Origin of the sequence: Arsukibacterium ikkense, assembly GCF_000987775.1 — a bacterium.
GTDB lineage: Bacteria > Pseudomonadota > Gammaproteobacteria > Enterobacterales > Alteromonadaceae > Alishewanella > Alishewanella ikkense.
Genome location: NZ_LAHO01000018.1, coordinates 34,659 through 54,477 on the forward strand (window position 1 = coordinate 34,659; position 19,819 = coordinate 54,477).

Here is a 19,819-nt window from a genome sequence, read left to right on the forward strand (position 1 = left end):
CAGGATGAGTCAATTTGCAATTAACCTGATATTTGTTGGCGGCTCCTTCGCCCTCTATATCGCAATCGCAATCTGGGCCCGGGCTGGCACCACTAAAGAGTTTTATGTGGCAGGCGGCGGGGTAAACCCGGTAGTGAACGGCATGGCCACGGCTGCCGACTGGATGTCAGCAGCCTCATTTATTTCTATGGCCGGTTTAATCGCTGCCGGTGGCTATGCCAATTCTACCTTTTTAATGGGCTGGACTGGTGGTTACGTGCTGCTGGCGATGTTACTGGCACCTTACCTGCGTAAATTTGGTAAGTTTACCGTACCTGACTTTATCGGTGACCGTTTTTACAGTACCGGTGCCCGTCTGGTGGCGGTAGCTTGTTTAATTATTGCCTCTGTTACCTATGTTATCGGTCAGATGACCGGTGCCGGGGTAGCATTCTCGCGCTTTTTAGAAGTCAGCAGCGATATGGGGCTGATTATTGCCGCCGTTATCGTGTTTTTATACGCTGTTATGGGCGGCATGAAAGGTATCACCTACACTCAGGTGGCGCAGTATGTGGTACTGATTATCGCTTATACCATTCCTGCGGTATTTATTTCACTGCAGCTAACCGGTAACTTTGTGCCGCCACTGGGCTTATTCTCTGACCATATTGAATCTGGCATGCCATTACTGGCTAAGCTGGACGAAGTAGTCCGCGAACTGGGCTTCCGGGACTATACTGCTGATGTTGATAACAAACTGAATATGGTACTGTTTACTCTGTCGCTGATGATTGGTACCGCTGGTTTACCGCACGTTATCATTCGTTTTTTCACCGTACCTAAAGTCGCTGATGCACGCTGGTCTGCCGGTTGGGCCTTAGTATTTATTGCCCTGTTGTACTTAACGGCGCCAGCTGTTGCTTCAATGGCGCGTTTAAACCTGATGACCACCATTTACCCGGCGGGTCCAACAGCCGACTCCATCCTGTATGCGGAACGGCCAGACTGGATGAAAACCTGGGAAACCACCGGTTTAATTAAGTTTGACGATAAAAATGGTGATGGCCGGATCCAGGTGTATAACGACACACCTGCCTTTGCTGCTACTGCAGCAGAGCGTGGCTGGAACGGCAACGAGTTAGTGGTTAATAACGACATCCTGGTACTGGCTAACCCGGAGATTGCTAACTTACCTGGCTGGGTTATCGGTTTAATTGCAGCCGGTGGTTTGGCGGCGGCATTATCTACCGCTGCAGGCTTGTTGCTGGCTATCTCCTCCGCCATCAGTCATGACGTTATTAAAGGCTCGATTAAGCCGGATATCAGTGAAAAAGGTGAGTTAATGGCCGCCCGGATCTCAATGGGGGTCGCTATTGTGGTCGCTACCTGGCTTGGCATGAACCCCCCCGGCTTCGCCGCGCAGACCGTTGCGCTGGCGTTTGGTATTGCCGCAGCGTCTATCTTCCCGGCGCTGATGATGGGTATATTCTCCAAGCGGGTAAACAACTATGGCGCTATTGCCGGTATGCTGGCAGGTTTAATTTCAACCTGTGTGTATATCTTCCTGTATCTGGGCTGGTTCTTTATCCCGGGCACCGCTACCTTTGCTAACACACCAGACAACTGGCTGTTCGGTAGCACTGGTTATGGCATATCACCATTATCGTTTGGTGCGGTAGGCGCCATGATCAACTTTGCAGTTGCCTTTACCGTCTCATCTCTGACTGCGCCACCACCAGTGCGCATCCAGGAGCTGGTAGAAAGCGTGCGCTTCCCGCGCGGCGCTGGCCAGGCGGTTGATCACTAAGTTATAGTGGAAACAACAATACGTTGAAGTAGTAGCGGGCTTTCAACTGAAAGCCCGCTTTTTTAAGTAAAGACACTAAGCAGGATTACCCTATGTTGTGGGAATTAATCGCGACTATTTTTGCCGGTTTAGGCGCAGCTGGCATCGCCCTGACCATCCGGTTTATCAGCAGGAAAAAAGCGCCGCGCTGGCTGATACCTGTGTTTGCCGCTATCGGCATGCTGGGTTTTCAGGTGCAAAGTGAATACAACTGGTATCAGCATCAAGCTGGCTTATTGCCAGAGGGTGTAGTAGTGGTGCGTACCGTTGAACAACAGGCGCCCTGGCGCCCCTGGAGTTATGTTTATCCACAAACGCTGCGCTTTATCGCGGCGGATATCGCCAACGCCGCCCCCAATCAGCGTAACAATGCTATCTGGCTGGTCGACCTGTATTTTTTTGAACGCCGGCTTTCGGCCAAACGGGTACCTCAGGTGGTGCATTGTCAGCAGCAGGCCCGGGCTGATTTTACTGAACAGTTAGTGATCCCGGCACCAGGCGTGGCCATTGGCAGTGGTTGGCAAAAGCTGGCCAACAATGACCCTCTTATCGTGGCGCTATGTTCGCGCCAGTCTGGCTAACCTAAAATGCTGAGGTCTTATGGAAATTGCAGAAGTTACTACATTTTTGGCGGGCACCACGCCGTTTGAGCAGCTTAGCAGCCAGGAATTAGCCCGGCTGGCAGGACACATTAGCGTGTATTACTGTCAACGTGGCGAGACAGTGCAACTTAATACAGAACGGTTAATGATCATCCGGACTGGCATTTTTGCGTTGTACAGCGACCAGCAGACCTTACTGACCAAATTAGAAGAAGGCGATTTTTACGGCTACCAATTGCTATTAACCGGGCTAACTGATAATGACAACCTGGTGTGTGAAGAAGATGGTCTGCTATATTGGTTAACCGCTGAGGGCTTTCATCAATTGCGTTATCAATACAAAAATATTGATATCTTTTTCCAGCGCCTATTTGGCCGGCGCTTGCATCAGTATAAAGCGCAGCAAAATAATTCCCGCTTTACTCTGAAAATCAGCGATATTGTCCATGCGCATAAAATCGCTATCAGCGGCGACCAAAGCGTGCAGCAAGCCGCCAGTTTAATGACTGAAAAACGCGTATCATCGCTGTTAGTGGAGCAGGACGAACAACTGATCGGTATTATTACCGACAGGGATTTGCGCAGCCGGGTACTGGCCGCAAACTTAGCGGCGCAAACCCCGGTGCAACAGGTGATGACCCCCAAACCCTATACCATCGATAAACATGCCTATTTGTTTGAAGCGGTACAACTGATGAGCCGGCATAATATTCACCATTTGCCGGTGCTGGATAAACAACAAAGTTATTCCATGATTACCGCAACCGATATTATTCGCTCACAGCAAGATCATCCCGTTTACCTGATCGGCGAAATTCATCGCCAAACCAGCATAGATGGCTTAGAGCACTGCGCCAGCCAGATCAGTGGCCTGGCGTTAACTCTGGGAAAGCAACAGGTACCGGCACATGAAGCCGGCCATATTATCACTACTATTACCGATGCCCTGACCCAGCGCCTGATTAAACTGGCTCAGATACAGCTGGGCCCAGCACCTTGTGTATTCAGCTGGCTGGCGTTTGGCTCGCAAGGGCGGATGGATCAAAGCTTAAATGCCGATCAGGATAACGCCTTACTATTAGAAAAGGAGCCGGTTGGTGAGATAGCCGATTATTTTGCCGCCCTGGCCGAATTTGTTTGTCAGGGCCTGGCGCGCTGCGGCATTATTCTGTGTCCTGGTAATATTATGGCGTCAAACAGTGCGCTGCGGCTCAGTTTAAAAGGCTGGTCGGGGCAATTTGCCAGATGGGTTAACAGCCCGACGCCTGAGGCGCTGCTAAAATCCAGTATCTTCTTCGATTTACGGGTGATTGAAGGCAGTAAAGGCCTGTTTAACGCGCTGCAGCAGGATATTCTGGCTAAAACTCATGAGAATGCGCTGTTTTTGTATCATCTGGCGCAAACTACCCTGCAACGCACCGCGCCATTAAGCTTTCTGCGTAATTTTATTCTGGAGCATGATGGTAAACAGAAGAAAGGCCTGGATCTGAAAAAACGTGGCATTAGCTTAATTACCGATATTGTCAGGGTATATGCCCTGTCAGCCGGTATTAGTGAAGTCAATACCCGCCAGCGCCTGGTACAATTAGCCGCTAAAGGCGTGATGGACAGCAAGGATACCCAAAATTTATCAGATGCCTTTGATGTGCTGGCCCAGCTGCGCTGGGATAAACATCAGCATGATTTGCTGCAGGGCCGTGATGTCAGCAACTTACTCGACCCCAATGTATTATCGGGTTTGCAGCGCCATCAGTTAAAAGACAGCCTGACGGTGATTAATGATGCCCAGTCGTCATTAAAACATCGCTTCTGTCGGGAGTTGTAACCATGCTGGCCTGGTTAAACAATAAAACCACCCCACTTAGCCACATTGTGCAAAACTTTAACCAGGTAGCCTTGCCTGCCGGCAATATCCGCGCCGCCGATTGTCCGTTTCTGGTAATTGATTTAGAGCTTACTGGTTTAAATGCCAAACAGGATCATATTGTGAGCCTTGGTTGGGTGCCGGTACGACACTATGAGATAGTGCTAAGTGACGCCCGTCACTATTTAGTTAACAGCCCGGTCAGTGTTGGCCAAAGTGCGGCATTTCATGGCTTGCATGATAAAGATTTTAGTCATGCCCGGGATTTAGCGGAGGTATTGACGGAGCTGCTGCAGCATTATGCTGGCTATATTTTTGTTGCTCACCATTGCCAGCTTGATTTGCGTTTTCTGGAAGTGGCCAGCCAACGTATTTTCGGTAAGGCACCTAAGTTCAGTTTTATTGATACCCTGAATATTGAGCTGTACCGCCTGCAAAAACAGGGGATCGTTATGAAAAAAGATGCATTGCGCCTGCCGCAATGTTTAGCCCGGCACAAACTACCGCAAAGTGGCCAGCATCATGCGCTGGCCGATGCCTATAGCTGTGCCTTGCTGTTATTAAGCCAGTTAAAACACAGTCATGCCGATATTACCCTGTCCGATCTGCAGCTGCAAAGTCGTTAACGGGTACCTGGCACCAACTTACATCCAGGCTTTTTTGCTGCTTTGCAATTGATAAAGCCCCTGCTCCAGCAATGTGCTACCGGCGGTCTGCGCCATAAACGGAATCTCCAGCGTCCCACAGGCCAGCACCAACTTCACCGAGCACAAGCCAGAGCGGCGCATTAACCAGCTTTGTTTAAATTGCACCTGCTGCAGCTTGTACTTCGCCAGGCAGTAATAATCAACGCCAAAGTAACCGCGGCGAATATAATAGTAATGGTTATCCTGCGCATAACCATAACGGTACCAGCGCATCACAATAAGCAGCGCCCAGAACGCTAACGGCAACAAGCTAAACAGCGCCAGCACCTGATACTGCTGCTGCCATAGCCATGCCGGGACAATTAATGCCACTGGCAACCAATACAATAACAGGTAGCGCCAGATAAAACGCCGGCTTATCTGCGCAAATGCCAGCTGGTTAAGTTGATTATCCGGATAAGCATCGTCCAGCAGCTGCTGTGCTTCAGTTGGGGTAACCGATGGCACCATAATTTTCTGGTTGCTGGCAAATTGTTGCTGCTGGCCATTAATTTGCTCAAAACTCAGGTTTACCCTGCCTAACAACATATCCAGCCAGTCACGTTTTAACGCCACCCATTGCAGGCGCGATAATTTCATACCCACTTCATGCCGGGTGAGTAAGCCACTGCGCCGGATATAATTTCCCTGTTTTTTATGCAGGGTAAAACCATAAAAAGACAACACCGACCCCAATACCGAGAATAAGGTAAACAGCAACATCATAAACAGGGTAAGTGACAGTGCATACAGCCCGATTAACAGCCATGACTGCTGCGCAGGATCGAACATCACCGCTAAATCAATACCAGCCAATAGCAACAGCTGTAACAGTTTATCCGCCAGCTGATTATAAAAGGGCGCAGCTACCCCTAAAAACAACCAGATACGGTTATTGCTGATGCCGTGTATTACCAAATCGGCCAGACTACGCCTGTTCAGCAACTGCTCAGCATTCGCATTGCTGGTGTCTGTAGCCTGGTGATGCCGGGTAATTGGTGCAGCATCAACCTCGCGCACATCAAGGATGTGTTGCTTCAGTGCTTCGGCAAAAGGCCGGCGTAAGGCAACCAGCCGGGCTTCTTGCTTTACTGAGCCTGCGGTATCCAACTGCAGACAGACAAAATCACCGGGCCGGTAGAACAGTGGTTGCTCCAGTTTAATATTCTGAATGCGGCTAAAAGGTAAGTTCAGGTATTTTTTGCTCAGTACGCCAGAGCGAATTTCTACGGTGCCGGCCGACAAGCGGTATTGAAAGTAATAAAACTTTAATAATGCTGATACGCTAACTAACAGCAACACACCGATAACCAGGCCCAGTGCCACTGCGGGGTTTTCTTTGATCCGGTTAAACAGCAGAATAAAAGGCGGGATCAGATACACAAACTGACCAAGAAAAAACCGCAACACGCCCAGCGCAAAATACAAAATACCGATGGCCGACACCCGTTGCCACTGCGCCTGTGCAGACGGTTGGCTTAGTTGAGGTAACGGCTCCGTTGCCAGCTCGCTATTGTTGCTCATCTTGCAGGGCATCCTTGTGCTGCAATACAAACTGGCGGATTTGCTGTGCTTGCGCAAGCAGCAGGCCCGGAATTTCAAAGGTGTGTAATGCGCCACCGGCACTAAATAGCTGCAAACGCGCAAGTCCGGCTTTGCGTTCCAGTGGCCCTTGTTTTAGTTCAATATGTTGCACCCGCACAACCGGCTGGGTAATGATGTTTCTGAAAAATATACCTGAACTGTAACTGATATCATGCTCACGCAGGGCAAAGTGTTTACACTTATCGGCCTGCCAGCAAAAAAGCGCGCGCAGCAGCCCAACTAACGGCAGCAGCCACAGCGCATGTTCCACCAGCTGCAGCACATTGGCAGGCAATGCCCACCAGGGTTGCCACCACAGCAGCACTACCATCAGCAATAACAGGGTAAAAACTGCTGCATTGACGCCTTGTCGCAACAACCGGTAGCTTCTGGCTAGGGGCTCCAGTTGCAATGTCGCCAGCGGCGCCAGCTGCTCACTGTTAATTTGCAGATTGGTAAAGCTACTTTGCTCAGTCATTTATTCCGCTATCTCAGCATTACTACCCGGCCGGTATTTTAACTGTAAACCTTTGATAAAGTTGCGTAGTACCTGATCCTGACATGCCCGGAAATGTTTATGGTCGGCGCGGCGAAAAAACGCACTGAGCTCAGGCTTACTTAACCTGAAATCAGCCAAAGCCATCACAGCCATAATATCGTCATCTTTAAAATCGAGCGCAATTTTCAGCTTGCGAAAAATAATATTATGATTAAGCCGTTGCTCAGGTTCAGCTTGCGGCCCATCTTTGCGGCCGCGCTTATGGATAATAAGGCCATTTAAAAAGCGGGCTAAATCGACATCGGCCATAGCACCGAATTCGCTGTCATCATCTTTACTCAGCCAGCTAATCATTTGCTCACGGCTGGGCGTTTGCCCGCCAAGCGCCATAATATCGCTCATGGTACTGTTATTGTAGTCAAAGGCATACCGCAAGCGGCGTAACACGTCATTATTGGTCACAGTGCAATCCTGTTATTGGCTATAAAACAACAAAAGGCGCAGAACGCGCCCTTTGTTATCGCTTATGCATAAAAAATTACTTCGCGCGGCTACGGTATTCGTCGGTGCGGGTGTCAATTTCAATTTTGTCACCAATATCCACGAAAGCAGGTACCATTAACTCAAAACCGGTGTCCAGCTTCGCTGGTTTCATCACTTTACCCGTGGTGTCGCCTTTGGCTGCAGGTTCAGTGTATACCACTTCACGAACCACAACGGTTGGCAAATCAACAGAAATAGCCCGCTCGTTGTAGAATACCACTGAACACTCCATCCCGTCTGTCAGGTACTTCAGTGCTTCGGTCATGTTTTCAGCTTCGATTTCAAACTGGTTATACTCAGAATCCATAAACACGTACATCGGATCAGAGAAGTAAGAATAAGTTACTTCTTTGGTTTCCAGCAGCACCTGCTCGAATTTATCATCTGCACGGTATACCGTCTCCATGCCCTGGGCATTGAGCAGGTTTTTCATTTTCATTTTAACCACGGCAGAGTTACGGCCAGATTTATTAAACTCGGCTTTTAAAATCACCATTGGTTCTGTGCCAACCATAATAACCTGACCGGCGCGCAGTTCTTGGGCTGTTTTCATCATTATTGAAATATCTTCATTGTTGGGAAAAATTGGGCGTTATTATAAATTTTTTTTTGGCAAAGTGCACGAGGTTGCTGGCAAGATCTCCATTTGCCATTAATTGCTGGCGCCACAGCTGGTTGTAAGCGGCAATTTGTGGCAATTGCTGCGAAAAATCGCGCCATGTAGTGCCAAGATAGTCATCGTTATTCCAGCTAAGGTAAAACTGTTGTACTACCTGAGCCAAAGCGGCAGGCATCTGTTGACCATAACTATCGAGAAAGGCTTGCAACTTAATCAAATGCGCGGCTTGTTGCTGGCGGTAAATTTGCCAGACAAAAGGCCGGCCCGCCCAATGCGCCCGGATAATGGAATCTTCGCCGCGCACAAAGTTCAGATCGCAGGCGGCCAACAGTAAATCGTAATCTGGCTGAGCCAGAAACGGTATAACTTTGATGCTTAACTGTCCCAGCTGAAGCATGTCAGTGCAAAGTAATTCCGGATACTGTCTAGTTAGCTCGTTTGCCAGCTCACCGTGCGGAACTAAGCAAAGCACCCTGCCCGCGTGCTGCTGCCATTGCTGTAACAAGCTGTCTAGCTGCTGATGGCCATAAGCAAACATTGAAATTTTCAACTGATATTCGCTGCCATTAACCCCAAGCTGTTGCCAAAAGCGTTGCACCGCGGCGCTATCTGCAGTAAAGCTCTGCAGTCGTGTCAGCAGTTGCTGCTCGTATAACAAACCACCGGTTTTGTTGTTAAAACCGGGGAAAAAGAAGAACTTGTCCAAGGCCACCTGCGGCTGTGGTGAGCTTAAACCATGGCAGCCCTCTACCCACTGCTCTGCCGATAAATATTCCAAATTGAGCCACAATGGTGGCGGCTGCTGCCGGGCCATTTGCTGCTGATAGGCAGCAGGGATGGTACAGGCTAATGCTTCAATAACCACGTCTGCCGCAGGAAATTGCTGCCAATGCAGCGGATCAACAGGCTCATTCGGCCAGTGTAATACCTCTACCCCCAACACAACTTGCTGTGCCAGCGTGGGCGATATTTGCGGACAAATTTGCAAAAAGCTGGTTAAGTCATCAACCAGTAGCTGCACCCTGATGCCATGCTCGGCGACCAGCTGACGGCTTAAACGCCAGCAGATGCCAATATCGCCAAAGTTATCAACTACCGAGCAAAAAATTTGCCAGCATTGTGGCTGAGCTTTCTGTTGATTTAGAATAGATTGATTCAAACGCCACCCGTGATACAGCTTAAAGTAGTAAAGGTACTATTATACCGAGCGTGATACGCAGAAACAGCCATAAAATGAGCAGAAAAAGCACGGTCACCACCCAGGCCAGACAATAATGCAGCAGGTATCGCAGTCGATATTGCAGCCTGGGCCAGAACGCCGTTGGCGCTACAGCAGTTATTGGCGTTGCAAACAACAACGTTAGCAGCATCATATTGAGCAAAAATGCAAAACTGACTAATGCAGTTAACTGCCAGCGCTGGCTTACCTCAACAGGAGCACGCAGTAACAGGTAAACCAGCCACCCCAGGCAGATAATGGCTAATCCAAACCATAGCGTTTGTAACGGTCGCAAGATGCTGGCTAACCTATAATAGAATGTCAGCATCAGGAGCCATCCTGCTGTCTGATATCAGCCGGATAGATGGCTAAAATGCCCGACTCACCTGCCATATCGCCCACTAACCAGATTTGCTGAAAGGGATGACGTTTTGGCATATGCAATTTATCAAGATGTGACAACATATCCTGACGTGTCCACAACGGGTTAGCATTGCGGATCACCAACCAGACATGATCACTCTGGTAGCGCTTCTCAGCTTTACTACTGATAATACGGTTTAATGCGGTAAGTAGCCGATGCTCAGGCGGTGTGCGTAACAGTGCCATCAGTTCACGGTGGGTTTCTGCGCTGATGGCTCTGCCTAAAATATGCATGGCTTCTACTTCACTGCCATATAAATGAGCAATTTCCAGGTCGAGCTTAGTATTGTCGTAATAACAGGAGACATCAGGCCTGGCTGGCTCATTGTGCCAGATATGGCGCATTTTTATGCCAAAGCGTTGCTGATACAACCGCATAAAAATGCGGGCAGCTTCGTGTTCCAGTTTTATTTTTTCTTCAGTGCCATTCATCACCTTTACCTTAGCAGGCTTAACTTGCTGCTGTGAAGTAGTAACGCCAGATTTCAATGATCACTGGCAGCACCGACAGCAACAGGATCAAGCCCATGCAAATGTTAAAGATCCGCTGCACCAGTGGTTGCGTCAGCATTTTACGCAAACCGGCACCAAATACCAGCCAGAGGCCAACGCAGGGAAACGCTACTAACAGAAACGCCAGGGTAATAACCAGCACCTGATACCAATAGACCCCGCTTACTGACGTAAAGGCTGCCACAGCTCCGGAGGCCATCACCCAGGCTTTGCCATTGACCCATTGAAACAATGCCGCCTGAATAAAGCTCAATGGCTTACTTTTGCCGGTAGCAATGGTTTCTGGCCGGGCGCTGGCGATGTGCCATGCTAACCAGATTAAATACAAGGTGCCGACAATTTTAATCAGTTGGTGAAGATGTGGATAACGATCAAACACCACCCCAAACCCCAGACCAACCAACAACACCATCAATGGAAAACCCAGACAAATGCCGAGCCAGTGCGGCATACTCTGTTTAATACCGTAATTGACGCCGGATGACATAATCATCACATTATTTGGGCCGGGCGTTATGGTCGTCGAAAACGCAAAAAATAACACCGCTAAAAACAGTTCCATATGTGCTCTTTACTATCGGCAAAAATTACTTAGCCGGATAATACCAGAGTCGAGGGTCTTGCAGCGGTGTTTGTGCGGGTAAAAGTGGATTATCCAGCTTAATTATTTGTCGTTGTTCCAGCTTCAGTTCAGCCAGCTGACGTGAGAAAAACTGTTGGAACAATTGCTCGAAACTGCCATCAGCCAGCATCTTCTGCAACCCCTGTTCGATATCAATCGCCAGCTGCTGATTGTCAGAATTAACAAAAAAGTAGCTGGCCGACGGATAGTAAATAAGCCAGTTTTGTTCAATAACTAATTGCTGCGCCGTTAGTAAACTGGCTTCATCGGTTATCTCCAGCACATTACGTGGCACCGCGTCTACCCGCCGTCGCTGTAACATGCTAAAAATGTTATCGTAGCGAGCTGCCTCAATAACATTTAAACCATTTAAGCGCAAAATTTTCGTATCAACCCAGTCATGGCCCTGAGCATATAACAAACGTCGAATAGTAACAGGCGCATGTCTGGCAGCAAAAGCATCACGATTTTCCTGATGGATCAATGATACCCGGTAGCCACTAAGGCCTTTAAATATTGGGATGCGAATGGGCAGCAACTCCAGTTCCCGTTCAACCGATGTCATAGTCCACAACACATCAATTTCCTGGCGCTCGCGCAAAAACACCATAGCCCGGGATTTTGACATCGGCTCAGCCGAGCTTTGTAACTGATAGCCTTTGCCTGAGTAGGCCAGTGCTTGCTCTAACAGCGCCAGCGGGTATACAGAACGGGGGGCTTGCTGGTTGGCTACAGCAGGATAACGCACAGGTTCAGCCTGACACAGCAGGCCGGTGGTGATTAACGCAACGAACAGTATTGCCATCTTTACGTTTAACACTGTGATAGCTCCTTGTTGTCTTGCTACGTTTGTTAGAAGGTAACAGTTCAGTGATACTCACGCCCTACTAATTAATGATAAAATGATGATATTTATTTAGCTTTTACGTCAACTTTATAACATACTGATTTGCTTTAATTAAACCATTAGCTAGACTGGTATGGATAACAAAGGAGAACGTTATGAATAAAATTATTGGTTTGGCATTATTGGTTGTGGGTGCGGTTCTACTTTATTTTGGTTACAACGCTTATAACTCTGCAGCGTCAGAAATTTCAGAGTTAGTCACCGGCAGTCCCACAGACAACGCAGTTTGGTACTTAGTCGGTGGTGCCCTGGCCGTGATTATTGGTCTTGGTGCCTTACTGAAAAAATAGCAATGTTTTGACTTATTAAAAGTAAAGGCCACTATTGTGGCCTTTACTTTATCAACTATAGCCCGGGTTAACGGGCTGCTGCAGCATTAATTTTACTCTTCTGAATTGCCCCAGCTATCGCGCAAACCAACAGTACGGTTAAACACCAGTTTATCGCTGGCTGAGTCACGATCGGCACAATAATAGCCTTCCCGCTCAAACTGATACGCCTGCTCAGCCACTGCAGTGGCTAACGACGGCTCAGCAACACCGTGTTTAACAACCAGAGATTGCGGGTTAATCACGGTTAAAAAGTCTTCTTCAGCTGCCGGGTTGGCCACACTGAACAGCCGGTCGTACACCCGAAACTCAGCCGGTATGGCGTTGCTCGCTGCCACCCAGTGAATAACACCACGTACCTTACGACCATCTGCCGGGTTCTCCCCCAGGGTTTCTGGTAAGTAGCTGCATTTTAACTCGACAATATTGCCATCAGCGTCTTTCACTACTTCATCGGCATGAATAACGTAGGCGTTACGTAACCGGACATCACTGCCCAGCACCAGGCGCTTGTATTTCTTATTGGCTTCTTCGCGAAAATCAGCCCGGTCAATGTACACCACTGCCGCAAAAGGTAGTTTACGGCTACCCATGCTGTCGTCTTTTGGATGATTAGGCGCATCAAGCCACTCTATCCCGTCAGCCGGATAATTAGTAATGGTGACTTTAAGCGGATCTAACACCGCCATCGCCCGGGGGGCGGCCGCGTCTAAATCTTCACGGATACAGGCTTCTAACGCACTCATTTCAATCACGTTATCTTGCTTGGTAACGCCGATGCGTTTGGCAAACTCGCGAATAGCGGCCGGCGTATAACCGCGGCGGCGCAAACCAGCAATGGTCGGCATCCGTGGGTCGTCCCAGCCGGTCACGACTTTTTGCTCCACCAACGTTTGCAGCTTACGCTTGCTCATTACCGCATATTCCAGATTTAAGCGTGAGAACTCAATCTGTTGCGGATGGCAAGCAATGCTGATGTTATCAAGGATCCAGTCGTACAGGCGCCGGTTATCCTGAAACTCCAGGGTGCAAAGCGAATGGGTAATTCCTTCCAGCGCATCCGAAATACAGTGGGTAAAGTCGTACATCGGATAAATACACCACTTATCACCGGTTTGATGGTGATGAGCAAACTTAACCCGGTAAATAACCGGGTCACGCATGCAGATAAAGCTGGAACTCATATCGATTTTTGCCCGCAGTGAACACTCGCCTTCTTTAAAGCCGCCGGCACGCATTTTGGCAAATAACGCCAGATTTTCCTCAACTGAGGTATCACGCGTTGGGCTGTTCTTACCTGGCTGGGTTAAATTACCGCGATACTCGCGCATTTGCTCGGCATTTAAAAAACACACATAAGCCAGGCCTTTGCTGATCAGCTCAACTGCAAAATCGTGCAGTGCGTCAAAGTAATCCGATGAATAGCGAACCTCGCCATTCCACTGAAAGCCAAGCCAGTTCACGTCTTGCTGAATAGAATTAACAAAGTCGATATTTTCTTTTTCAGGGTTAGTATCGTCAAAACGTAAATTACACTGCCCCTGATAATCAGCGGCAATGCCAAAATTCAGGCAAATTGATTTTGCATGACCAATATGTAAAAAGCCGTTTGGCTCAGGCGGAAAACGGGTTTGCACAGCCGCGTGTTTGCCACTGGCCAGATCCGCATCAATAATTTGCCGGATAAAGTTTGTTGGGCGATGTTCTACGTCCGCCATAATGTCAGGTGTCCTTGTTATCACAAATAAAGGGGTCAGTAATGGCTGGCATTATAACACCGCCTGCGTCAGTAGCTAATGCCGATAACGAAAAATCACGGCCGCCACTCTGCTAAACGTTTAAAAGCTGGCACTATACCCACCCCATGGGCCGGTAAGCCATTGGATATTCTGCCATGCCCAGCGCCCGGTTCAGCCAGATGGCATGCGGCGGTAACTTTTGCCTGGCTATTTGTAAACGTTGCATAATCGCCGGATGCACGCCGGTTGCTGGCCGGTTTGTACCATAACGTTGCTCACATTCCTCAGCTAAAAAGTCCATCCCATATAAAATGCACTCGTAGCTCTCGTGGTTCCATAAACCACCGGTATCAATAGCCGCACGGGGATCGGCACCTGCGCCGGATCCCGATGCCATCGCGGCCATGCCGGGGTACCATTGATCCTGAAAATCATGGGCACTGGGTGGTTTAATCCGCCAATAAGCCAGTTTGGCCTTTAAGCGCTCAGTGATCCGTTCTGGCTTTTGCACTTCGCGCCAAAAAGCCGTATCGCTGCGCTTAGTCATACAATAATGCATGTTAATAAAATCAAGAATTTCGTAGAATCTATTAGCCATCAGCCGGTTATAGCGAGCGGCCAACACCGCCATATCCTGATCATCATAAGGAAAATGTTCTGCCAGCAATACAGCACCCAGATCACTTAAATATAAACCGGTGGACTCAAGCGGTTCAATAAAGCCCCCCGACAAACCGATAGCAACACAATTACCACGCCAGTTGCCCTGACGCCGACCTACTTTAAAATTAACCACCCGCGCGTTCAGCTGCTCGGTACCTGGTCCCTGATAGGCCCGCATTTCCTGCTCTGCCTGTTCAATGCTGATAAATTGACTGGAATGTACATAACCGACAGATCGCTGATTTTGCATTGGGATATCCCAGATCCAGCCAGCGGAAAGCGCGGTGGCGGTGGTATAGGGCCTGACCATGCCAGGGTAAAACTTGTCATAGGGCAGATGCATAGTGATAGCCCGGTCGCACAATAGCCACTGCGAGCAATCTTCAAAACCGACGCCAAGTTGCTCTTCAATCAATTTTGCTTTGAAGCCAGTGCAGTCGACAAACAAATCGGCAGTCAGCCGCTGTTGCGTATCGGTCGTTACCGCCACAATTTTTTCCGGGCCAAGCATTTCAACCCCGGTGAGATTTGCCAGGGTGTGCACCACACCACGCGCAGTAGAAAAATCTCGCAGATAATCCGCAAACTTCTGCGCGTTCATATGATAGGCATAGTTTAAACGGGAGCCCATATCCCATTTTTGCAGCATTAACGGTGCTAAGCCCATCTCACAAATAATGGGTTGAGCGGAGCAGGTTTCCATAAACGGAATGCTGCGATCGCTTTTCAGCCAGTCGCTACCAGCCCGGTCAAGGGGCTGCACCCGCATACTGGTAAAAGGATGATGATAAAAACTGTTGTCGTTATGCAGCCAGTTGCAATACTTAATCGACTGCTTAAAAGTGGCATCGGTCGCCTTCATAAACGCCAGCTCATCCACCCCGACTACCGCCAGCAAATGGCGCATCGACGGTATGGTGGCTTCACCGACTGAAATTCTTGGAATGTCAGGCGATTCCAATAATTCAATCAGCACATTTTGCTCAGTTCCCTGTTTATTCAGGGCGCCATTTAAATACGCTGCGGTCATCCAGCCGGCTGATCCGCCACCGACAATTACTACTTTACGTTGTTGCATTGGCGCGCTCCGCAATCATCTGTTGCTTCTGTTAATAATACCCCAGCAGGCGCCGTAAACCCGGTGCCGCATACTCGACCAACTGCTTTTGCATATCAGGTAACACTGCTGGCAGTTCTACTTTTTGCCCCGCCAGGTTCTCACGGTAAGTGCCGCTTTGCGCTTTATCTGAACCTGCCAGCACCCGCGCTTGCCAGTCGGCAGGCAATGCTGGTAAACCTAATGGTTGCAGTAAGTCGGTAAAGTAGGCTTCAGCCTGCGGCGTATCCAGCGCTTTCAGATGTTTAATCACTTCTTCATACCTGACCAGCTTACTACCGGTGCCCAGCCAGGCTACCGCATTATGGGTATAAATTTCATTCAGGGTGGGGGCTTTCTGGTAAATACCAAAAATCATCATATTGAGCATTTGTTCGATAGTAACTTTGCCGCCCTTTAAATGCTCCATCGAGCCCTGAAAGTTATCCGACAGAAAAAAACGCGCCCGCGCCAGCACCCAATCGTAGGGGTCGCGCACAATAATCAGCTGCTGTACATTTTTTAATGCCAATGCTGAGCTGTCAGAGAATAATAAATGGCCCCAGCTAAGTTTTGGTTCAGCGCTGCTAAAAGCGGCCAGATGCTGCTGTAAAATGGGGATTTGAATAAACTGTTTATCATACTGCTGAGCCACAGGTACAAACATTCTGAAAATGTTTTTCAGCAAATGAGTACCACATTTTGGTACTGAGTTTAAAAAAACTGACTGAGGTAACGCGGTTTGCTGAAAATTAGCATTGATAGCATTCAGGGTGTCAGGTTTAGCGTGGATAGTCGGCATGTCACTCTCTTTTGATTTATCTCGGTTTGTCCGGTGCTAAGCAACGTTCTGCATAAAAAGCCTTTAAGTGGTTTTACCCTGTTTTAAACTGCTTTGTAAATAAAAATGCCGACTTATGCCGGCATTTTTCAACAACGTAAAGCTTAGCTTAGAACTGGTAAGACATATTCAGGAACATCCGACGCCCTAACCAGTCATACTGGCTATAGAACGCAGCAGTGCCCTGTCGGGATATCCCAGACCCACCAGGAGCGCTAACCCGTGGTGGCTCTTTGTCAAAGGCATTAGCAACCCCGAAAGTGACATCAACACCGGCATCACGGAAGTCTTTCGTGACCGAGAAAGCATGATAAATCACTGCATCAGAATGTAATACCACCTTAACCTCGTCACCACGGTAAGTAGTGGTATCACGGTATTCACCCTGACCATAGCGGGTGTAGTTCGATACTTCACCAACATAACGCGCGGTCCAGTTAAAGGTCCAGTCTTCATAATCCAAGGCAACCATCAGATTACCCACATCTCTTGGCCGACCGAACTCACCGGTTCTGTCAATTGGTTCGCTGGTAGCAAACAGCTGCTGCGACGCTTCTAACTGCCGCGTATGCTGGTAAGTCGCACTCAACTGGCCGATTGGTGTATCCACCCGGTAACCTAAGGTCAGGTCGAAACCACGGTTAACTTGGGTAGCAATATTGAGGTAACCGCCACGAACATCAGTGATCCGTAAATCTGTTGGGTCACGGTCAAACTGGTTACACAACGGTTCAGTTCCAAAGTTTTCTGAGAAATAACAGTTACCTACTATCTGAGCGGCAGTTAAGTTAGTCACTTCTCCGGTAATTTGTATATCAAAATAATCTATAGATGCACTAAAATCGGCAAATTCTGGGATCCAGACTAAACCTAAGGTTTTAGCAACAGAGGTTTCTGCACCTAACTGACCCGCGCCACCACCTGTGGTAACGGTTGCAGAAATGGCACCGCCACCAAAGTTAGCGGGTATGCCATCGGCTGCGCAGTTGTTGGCGACAATCTCACCGGTAGTCCCCGCAGCTAAACCAGCCCCCCAATTAATACAGGGGTCAATGGTACGCTGGCCAACAAAGCTGGTTTGGTTGTTTAAATACAGTTCATACAGCGCTGGCGAGCGGAATGATGAACCACGTGAGGCCCGAACCCGGAAACCCTGGCCAATCTGCCAGTTTACCCCTGCTTTATAGGTATAGTCGCTACCATAAGACGATACGTCGGTGTAGCGGCCTGAGACGGTGAAATCTAGCGCCTCGGCGAACAGCATGTCACGCAGGAATGGAATTTGCAGCTCGGTAAATACCGCCTTAGTGTTGTGGCTACCTTCGGTAATGCCGGCTGAAGATTGGCCCCAGGTATTATTACGTAAGGTTTCCAGTCCCGGGGTATCTTTGATAGAGTCACGCTGATAGCTGGCACCTACTGCCATGCCGATAGGTCCGGCCGGCAGCTCAAATAAATCACCGGTAATATAACCTTCCAGCGACTGCTGTTTATACACGGTATTACCGGTTTGCTGGCCAAACAGGAAGTCACGTACCTGACCGGTGATATTACCCGCCAGGAACTGCGGATCTAACCAGGGCACATCAACACAAGGTACGCCACGGATTGTCGTCACTTCTCCGACACAAGAGCCAGAGGCAAAGTTATAAGGTGAGATTGCATCCTCATAAATTAATTTTGTTTGATAGTCACCATCACTATGACTGTCTTGGTACGATACATCCCAGAACCAGTTACCGACATCACCATTTAAACCTAAGACAAAGCGGCGGTAATCAACGGTTACTTTGCCACCGGAATGATCAGTAATAGGCGTCGGGCTTAACCACTGGGCGCCCGTCCAACCGGCACTTAACGGGTCACCAGCGAAAAAGTCTTCGTTGTACTTGTAACTCCAGAACTGACGGTAACCATTGTTTTTAGTGGTGCGGCGATTAAGCAACGCCTCACCATACAACATAACGCTGTCACTCAGCTCATAGTCACCCTGAGCATAAGCGGTAATAAGTTCTGTTTCCGGAGTTAACGTTTCCAGATCCTGAAACGGGTGGTCGGCATTAGCGACAGCATCAGAGGTACGGTCATAGGCAACCGGGAACCAACCTGGCGGCGTTACCATAAAATCAGGGTTACTCGGATCAGTGGCAAAACCCGGGATAAAGTTACCTAAGTTACCGTCATAATCAAACTGTGCTTTAGCACCGCCTGGAACGTTACCACCCGCCCCTTGATAGTCATATAACCAAACATGGCCCCATAGTAAATCATTACAATGGGCACTGCCGGTACGCGGGTCAATCGGGTCTGCCCGCTCACCCGTTGCTGCATCGAATATATAACGCTCAGCACAATTAAAGAAGCTGCGTTGGCCCTTAGCCAACTCTTTTTGTATTTTGTAGTCACCAACAACCCGGAACGAACCGCGGCCAAAGGTTTTACCATAAGTACCATTTAGCTGGAAGTTTTCACCACCACTTTCGGTAGGTTGCGAGGTATTAAAATTAACCGAGCCTTCGTCACCTTTTTTAGTAATGATATTAATAACGCCGGCGACGGCGTCAGAGCCATACAAGGATGACGCACCATCTTTTAAGATTTCAATCCGGTCAATTGCCGATAATGGTAATACGTTAGGATCAAAAGACGATACCTGCCCCCGGGTACCGGCAGGACCTGCCCGGCGACCATTTAACAGAACCAAGGTACGGTTAGCACCTAAACCACGCAGTGAGATATTCTCAGAGCCGGTACCACCCTCAGTCACAAAGGCGGTAGAGGCTGCAGAAGTTATCTGGTTAGAACCGGCGGCAACGGTGGAATTCCGCAGCAACTCGCCCAGGTTACTAATGCCCTGACTGGCGGCCATACTGGCGCTAATTACTTCAATAGGTGCGGCCTGGTCCAGGCCGTCATTGCGAATACGTGAACCGACCACCTGAATACGTTCGGTTTTTTCTTCCGCTTTTTCAGTTTCGGTACTTTGGTCCTGCGCTTGCAGGCTGAACATGGATGACGCCAGCACGCAGCTGACCGCTATTGCTAGAGGTTTTTTCCTGGAAAGTGGTGCAAAGTTTTTCATAGCAGCTTCCTGATAGTTTATTCTTATATTGATTGGCGCAGACAGACCACGCAAGTCTGTGAAAGTTCAACTGACACCTGAAACTATACTAGTGGCTGAAAAATGAAATGCAATCAAAAATGTCTGTTTACCGCCAATTTACCGCTTCTCGTCTGATATTTGC

The 19,819-nt window shown here is 48.8% G+C and carries 18 protein-coding genes; 5 read left to right on the forward strand and 13 right to left on the reverse strand.

What is annotated here, in order from left to right; all coding sequences use genetic code 11:
• Nucleotides 1-4: 4 nt before the first annotated feature.
• The 4 genes from WG68_RS16500 (at nt 5) to WG68_RS16515 (ending at nt 4,917) form a co-directional block, all read left to right on the forward strand.
• The gene (locus tag WG68_RS16500) at nt 5-1,786 is read left to right on the forward strand and encodes a sodium:solute symporter family protein (RefSeq protein ID WP_046558829.1); all 1,782 of its coding nucleotides are present in this window, start codon (nt 5-7) and stop codon (nt 1,784-1,786) included.
• Between the two features lie 92 nt (nt 1,787-1,878).
• Nucleotides 1,879-2,406, forward strand: a complete 528-nt coding sequence (locus WG68_RS16505) for a hypothetical protein (RefSeq protein WP_046558830.1) — start codon at nt 1,879-1,881, stop codon at nt 2,404-2,406.
• Nucleotides 2,407-2,425: 19 nt separating this feature from the next.
• Nucleotides 2,426-4,252, forward strand: coding sequence for a DUF294 nucleotidyltransferase-like domain-containing protein (locus WG68_RS16510; protein WP_046558831.1), 1,827 nt, complete (start codon nt 2,426-2,428; stop codon nt 4,250-4,252).
• Nucleotides 4,253-4,254: 2 nt separating this feature from the next.
• A complete protein-coding gene (locus tag WG68_RS16515) occupies nt 4,255-4,917 on the forward strand; it encodes an exonuclease domain-containing protein (protein ID WP_046558832.1) in 663 nt (220 codons plus the stop codon).
• Nucleotides 4,918-4,935: 18 nt separating this feature from the next.
• Here the strand turns inward: WG68_RS16515 and WG68_RS16520 are convergent, their stop codons facing one another.
• From WG68_RS16520 to WG68_RS16560, 9 genes are all read right to left on the reverse strand, one after another.
• On the reverse strand, nt 4,936-6,501 hold the full coding sequence (locus tag WG68_RS16520) for a PH domain-containing protein (protein WP_052749147.1): 1,566 nt from the start codon (nt 6,499-6,501) through the stop codon (nt 4,936-4,938).
• Nucleotides 6,488-7,039 (reverse strand): PH domain-containing protein, encoded by a 552-nt coding sequence (locus tag WG68_RS16525; protein ID WP_046558833.1) that lies wholly within the window; start codon nt 7,037-7,039, stop codon nt 6,488-6,490. The genes WG68_RS16520 and WG68_RS16525 overlap by 14 nt, the downstream gene beginning before the upstream one ends.
• Nucleotides 7,040-7,522 carry a YehS family protein gene (locus WG68_RS16530; protein ID WP_046558834.1) on the reverse strand — a complete coding sequence of 161 codons (483 nt, stop codon included), beginning with the start codon at nt 7,520-7,522 and terminating at the stop codon, nt 7,040-7,042.
• A 76-nt stretch (nt 7,523-7,598) separates the two neighbouring features.
• Nucleotides 7,599-8,159 carry an elongation factor P gene (gene efp, locus WG68_RS16535; RefSeq protein WP_456059090.1) on the reverse strand — a complete coding sequence of 187 codons (561 nt, stop codon included), beginning with the start codon at nt 8,157-8,159 and terminating at the stop codon, nt 7,599-7,601.
• A gap of 13 nt (nt 8,160-8,172) precedes the next feature.
• Nucleotides 8,173-9,381: an elongation factor P maturation arginine rhamnosyltransferase EarP gene (gene earP / locus WG68_RS16540; RefSeq protein ID WP_235357761.1), complete on the reverse strand. Its 1,209-nt coding sequence runs from the start codon at nt 9,379-9,381 to the stop codon at nt 8,173-8,175.
• Between the two features lie 19 nt (nt 9,382-9,400).
• Nucleotides 9,401-9,769 (reverse strand): hypothetical protein, encoded by a 369-nt coding sequence (locus WG68_RS16545; RefSeq protein ID WP_046558836.1) that lies wholly within the window; start codon nt 9,767-9,769, stop codon nt 9,401-9,403.
• Nucleotides 9,769-10,296: a hypothetical protein gene (locus tag WG68_RS16550; RefSeq protein WP_046558837.1), complete on the reverse strand. Its 528-nt coding sequence runs from the start codon at nt 10,294-10,296 to the stop codon at nt 9,769-9,771. Before WG68_RS16550 ends, WG68_RS16545 begins: the two co-directional genes overlap by 1 nt.
• A 19-nt stretch (nt 10,297-10,315) precedes the next feature.
• Nucleotides 10,316-10,939 carry a LysE family translocator gene (locus WG68_RS16555; RefSeq protein ID WP_046558838.1) on the reverse strand — a complete coding sequence of 208 codons (624 nt, stop codon included), beginning with the start codon at nt 10,937-10,939 and terminating at the stop codon, nt 10,316-10,318.
• A gap of 25 nt (nt 10,940-10,964) precedes the next feature.
• On the reverse strand, nt 10,965-11,819 hold the full coding sequence (locus WG68_RS16560; RefSeq protein ID WP_152663142.1) for a type 2 periplasmic-binding domain-containing protein: 855 nt from the start codon (nt 11,817-11,819) through the stop codon (nt 10,965-10,967).
• Between the two features lie 182 nt (nt 11,820-12,001).
• On the opposite strand from WG68_RS16560, the gene WG68_RS16565 reads away from it, so the two are divergent.
• Complete coding sequence (locus tag WG68_RS16565) at nt 12,002-12,196, forward strand: DUF3185 family protein (RefSeq protein ID WP_046558840.1); 195 nt, start codon at nt 12,002-12,004, stop codon at nt 12,194-12,196.
• Between the two features lie 92 nt (nt 12,197-12,288).
• On the opposite strand, the gene glnS is transcribed toward WG68_RS16565, so the two are convergent.
• The 4 genes from glnS to WG68_RS16585 all read right to left on the reverse strand — a co-directional run bounded on the left by glnS (nt 12,289) and on the right by WG68_RS16585 (nt 19,656).
• A complete protein-coding gene (gene glnS / locus WG68_RS16570; protein WP_046558841.1) occupies nt 12,289-13,953 on the reverse strand; it encodes a glutamine--tRNA ligase in 1,665 nt (554 codons plus the stop codon).
• A gap of 133 nt (nt 13,954-14,086) precedes the next feature.
• The gene (locus tag WG68_RS16575; RefSeq protein ID WP_052749148.1) at nt 14,087-15,715 is read right to left on the reverse strand and encodes a tryptophan halogenase family protein; all 1,629 of its coding nucleotides are present in this window, start codon (nt 15,713-15,715) and stop codon (nt 14,087-14,089) included.
• Nucleotides 15,716-15,746: 31 nt separating this feature from the next.
• The gene (locus WG68_RS16580) at nt 15,747-16,535 is read right to left on the reverse strand and encodes a hypothetical protein (RefSeq protein ID WP_046558842.1); all 789 of its coding nucleotides are present in this window, start codon (nt 16,533-16,535) and stop codon (nt 15,747-15,749) included.
• A gap of 148 nt (nt 16,536-16,683) precedes the next feature.
• Nucleotides 16,684-19,656, reverse strand: coding sequence for a TonB-dependent receptor domain-containing protein (locus tag WG68_RS16585; protein ID WP_046558843.1), 2,973 nt, complete (start codon nt 19,654-19,656; stop codon nt 16,684-16,686).
• Nucleotides 19,657-19,819: the final 163 nt, after the last annotated feature.

What these genes read in the sequence shown, in the direction of transcription:
- WG68_RS16500 (WP_046558829.1), top strand. Translation starts at nt 5, where the DNA reads ATGAGTCAATTTGCAATTAACCTGATATTTGTTGGCGGCTCCTTCGCC.
- WG68_RS16505 (WP_046558830.1), top strand. Translation starts at nt 1,879, where the DNA reads ATGTTGTGGGAATTAATCGCGACTATTTTTGCCGGTTTAGGCGCAGCT.
- WG68_RS16510 (WP_046558831.1), top strand. Translation starts at nt 2,426, where the DNA reads ATGGAAATTGCAGAAGTTACTACATTTTTGGCGGGCACCACGCCGTTT.
- WG68_RS16515 (WP_046558832.1), top strand. Translation starts at nt 4,255, where the DNA reads ATGCTGGCCTGGTTAAACAATAAAACCACCCCACTTAGCCACATTGTG.
- WG68_RS16520 (WP_052749147.1), bottom strand. Translation starts at nt 6,501, where the DNA reads ATGAGCAACAATAGCGAGCTGGCAACGGAGCCGTTACCTCAACTAAGC.
- WG68_RS16525 (WP_046558833.1), bottom strand. Translation starts at nt 7,039, where the DNA reads ATGACTGAGCAAAGTAGCTTTACCAATCTGCAAATTAACAGTGAGCAG.
- efp (WP_456059090.1), bottom strand. Translation starts at nt 8,159, where the DNA reads ATGATGAAAACAGCCCAAGAACTGCGCGCCGGTCAGGTTATTATGGTT.
- WG68_RS16545 (WP_046558836.1), bottom strand. Translation starts at nt 9,769, where the DNA reads ATGCTGACATTCTATTATAGGTTAGCCAGCATCTTGCGACCGTTACAA.
- WG68_RS16550 (WP_046558837.1), bottom strand. Translation starts at nt 10,296, where the DNA reads ATGAATGGCACTGAAGAAAAAATAAAACTGGAACACGAAGCTGCCCGC.
- WG68_RS16555 (WP_046558838.1), bottom strand. Translation starts at nt 10,939, where the DNA reads ATGGAACTGTTTTTAGCGGTGTTATTTTTTGCGTTTTCGACGACCATA.
- WG68_RS16565 (WP_046558840.1), top strand. Translation starts at nt 12,002, where the DNA reads ATGAATAAAATTATTGGTTTGGCATTATTGGTTGTGGGTGCGGTTCTA.
- glnS (WP_046558841.1), bottom strand. Translation starts at nt 13,953, where the DNA reads ATGGCGGACGTAGAACATCGCCCAACAAACTTTATCCGGCAAATTATT.
- WG68_RS16575 (WP_052749148.1), bottom strand. Translation starts at nt 15,715, where the DNA reads ATGCAACAACGTAAAGTAGTAATTGTCGGTGGCGGATCAGCCGGCTGG.
- WG68_RS16580 (WP_046558842.1), bottom strand. Translation starts at nt 16,535, where the DNA reads ATGCCGACTATCCACGCTAAACCTGACACCCTGAATGCTATCAATGCT.
- WG68_RS16585 (WP_046558843.1), bottom strand. Translation starts at nt 19,656, where the DNA reads ATGAAAAACTTTGCACCACTTTCCAGGAAAAAACCTCTAGCAATAGCG.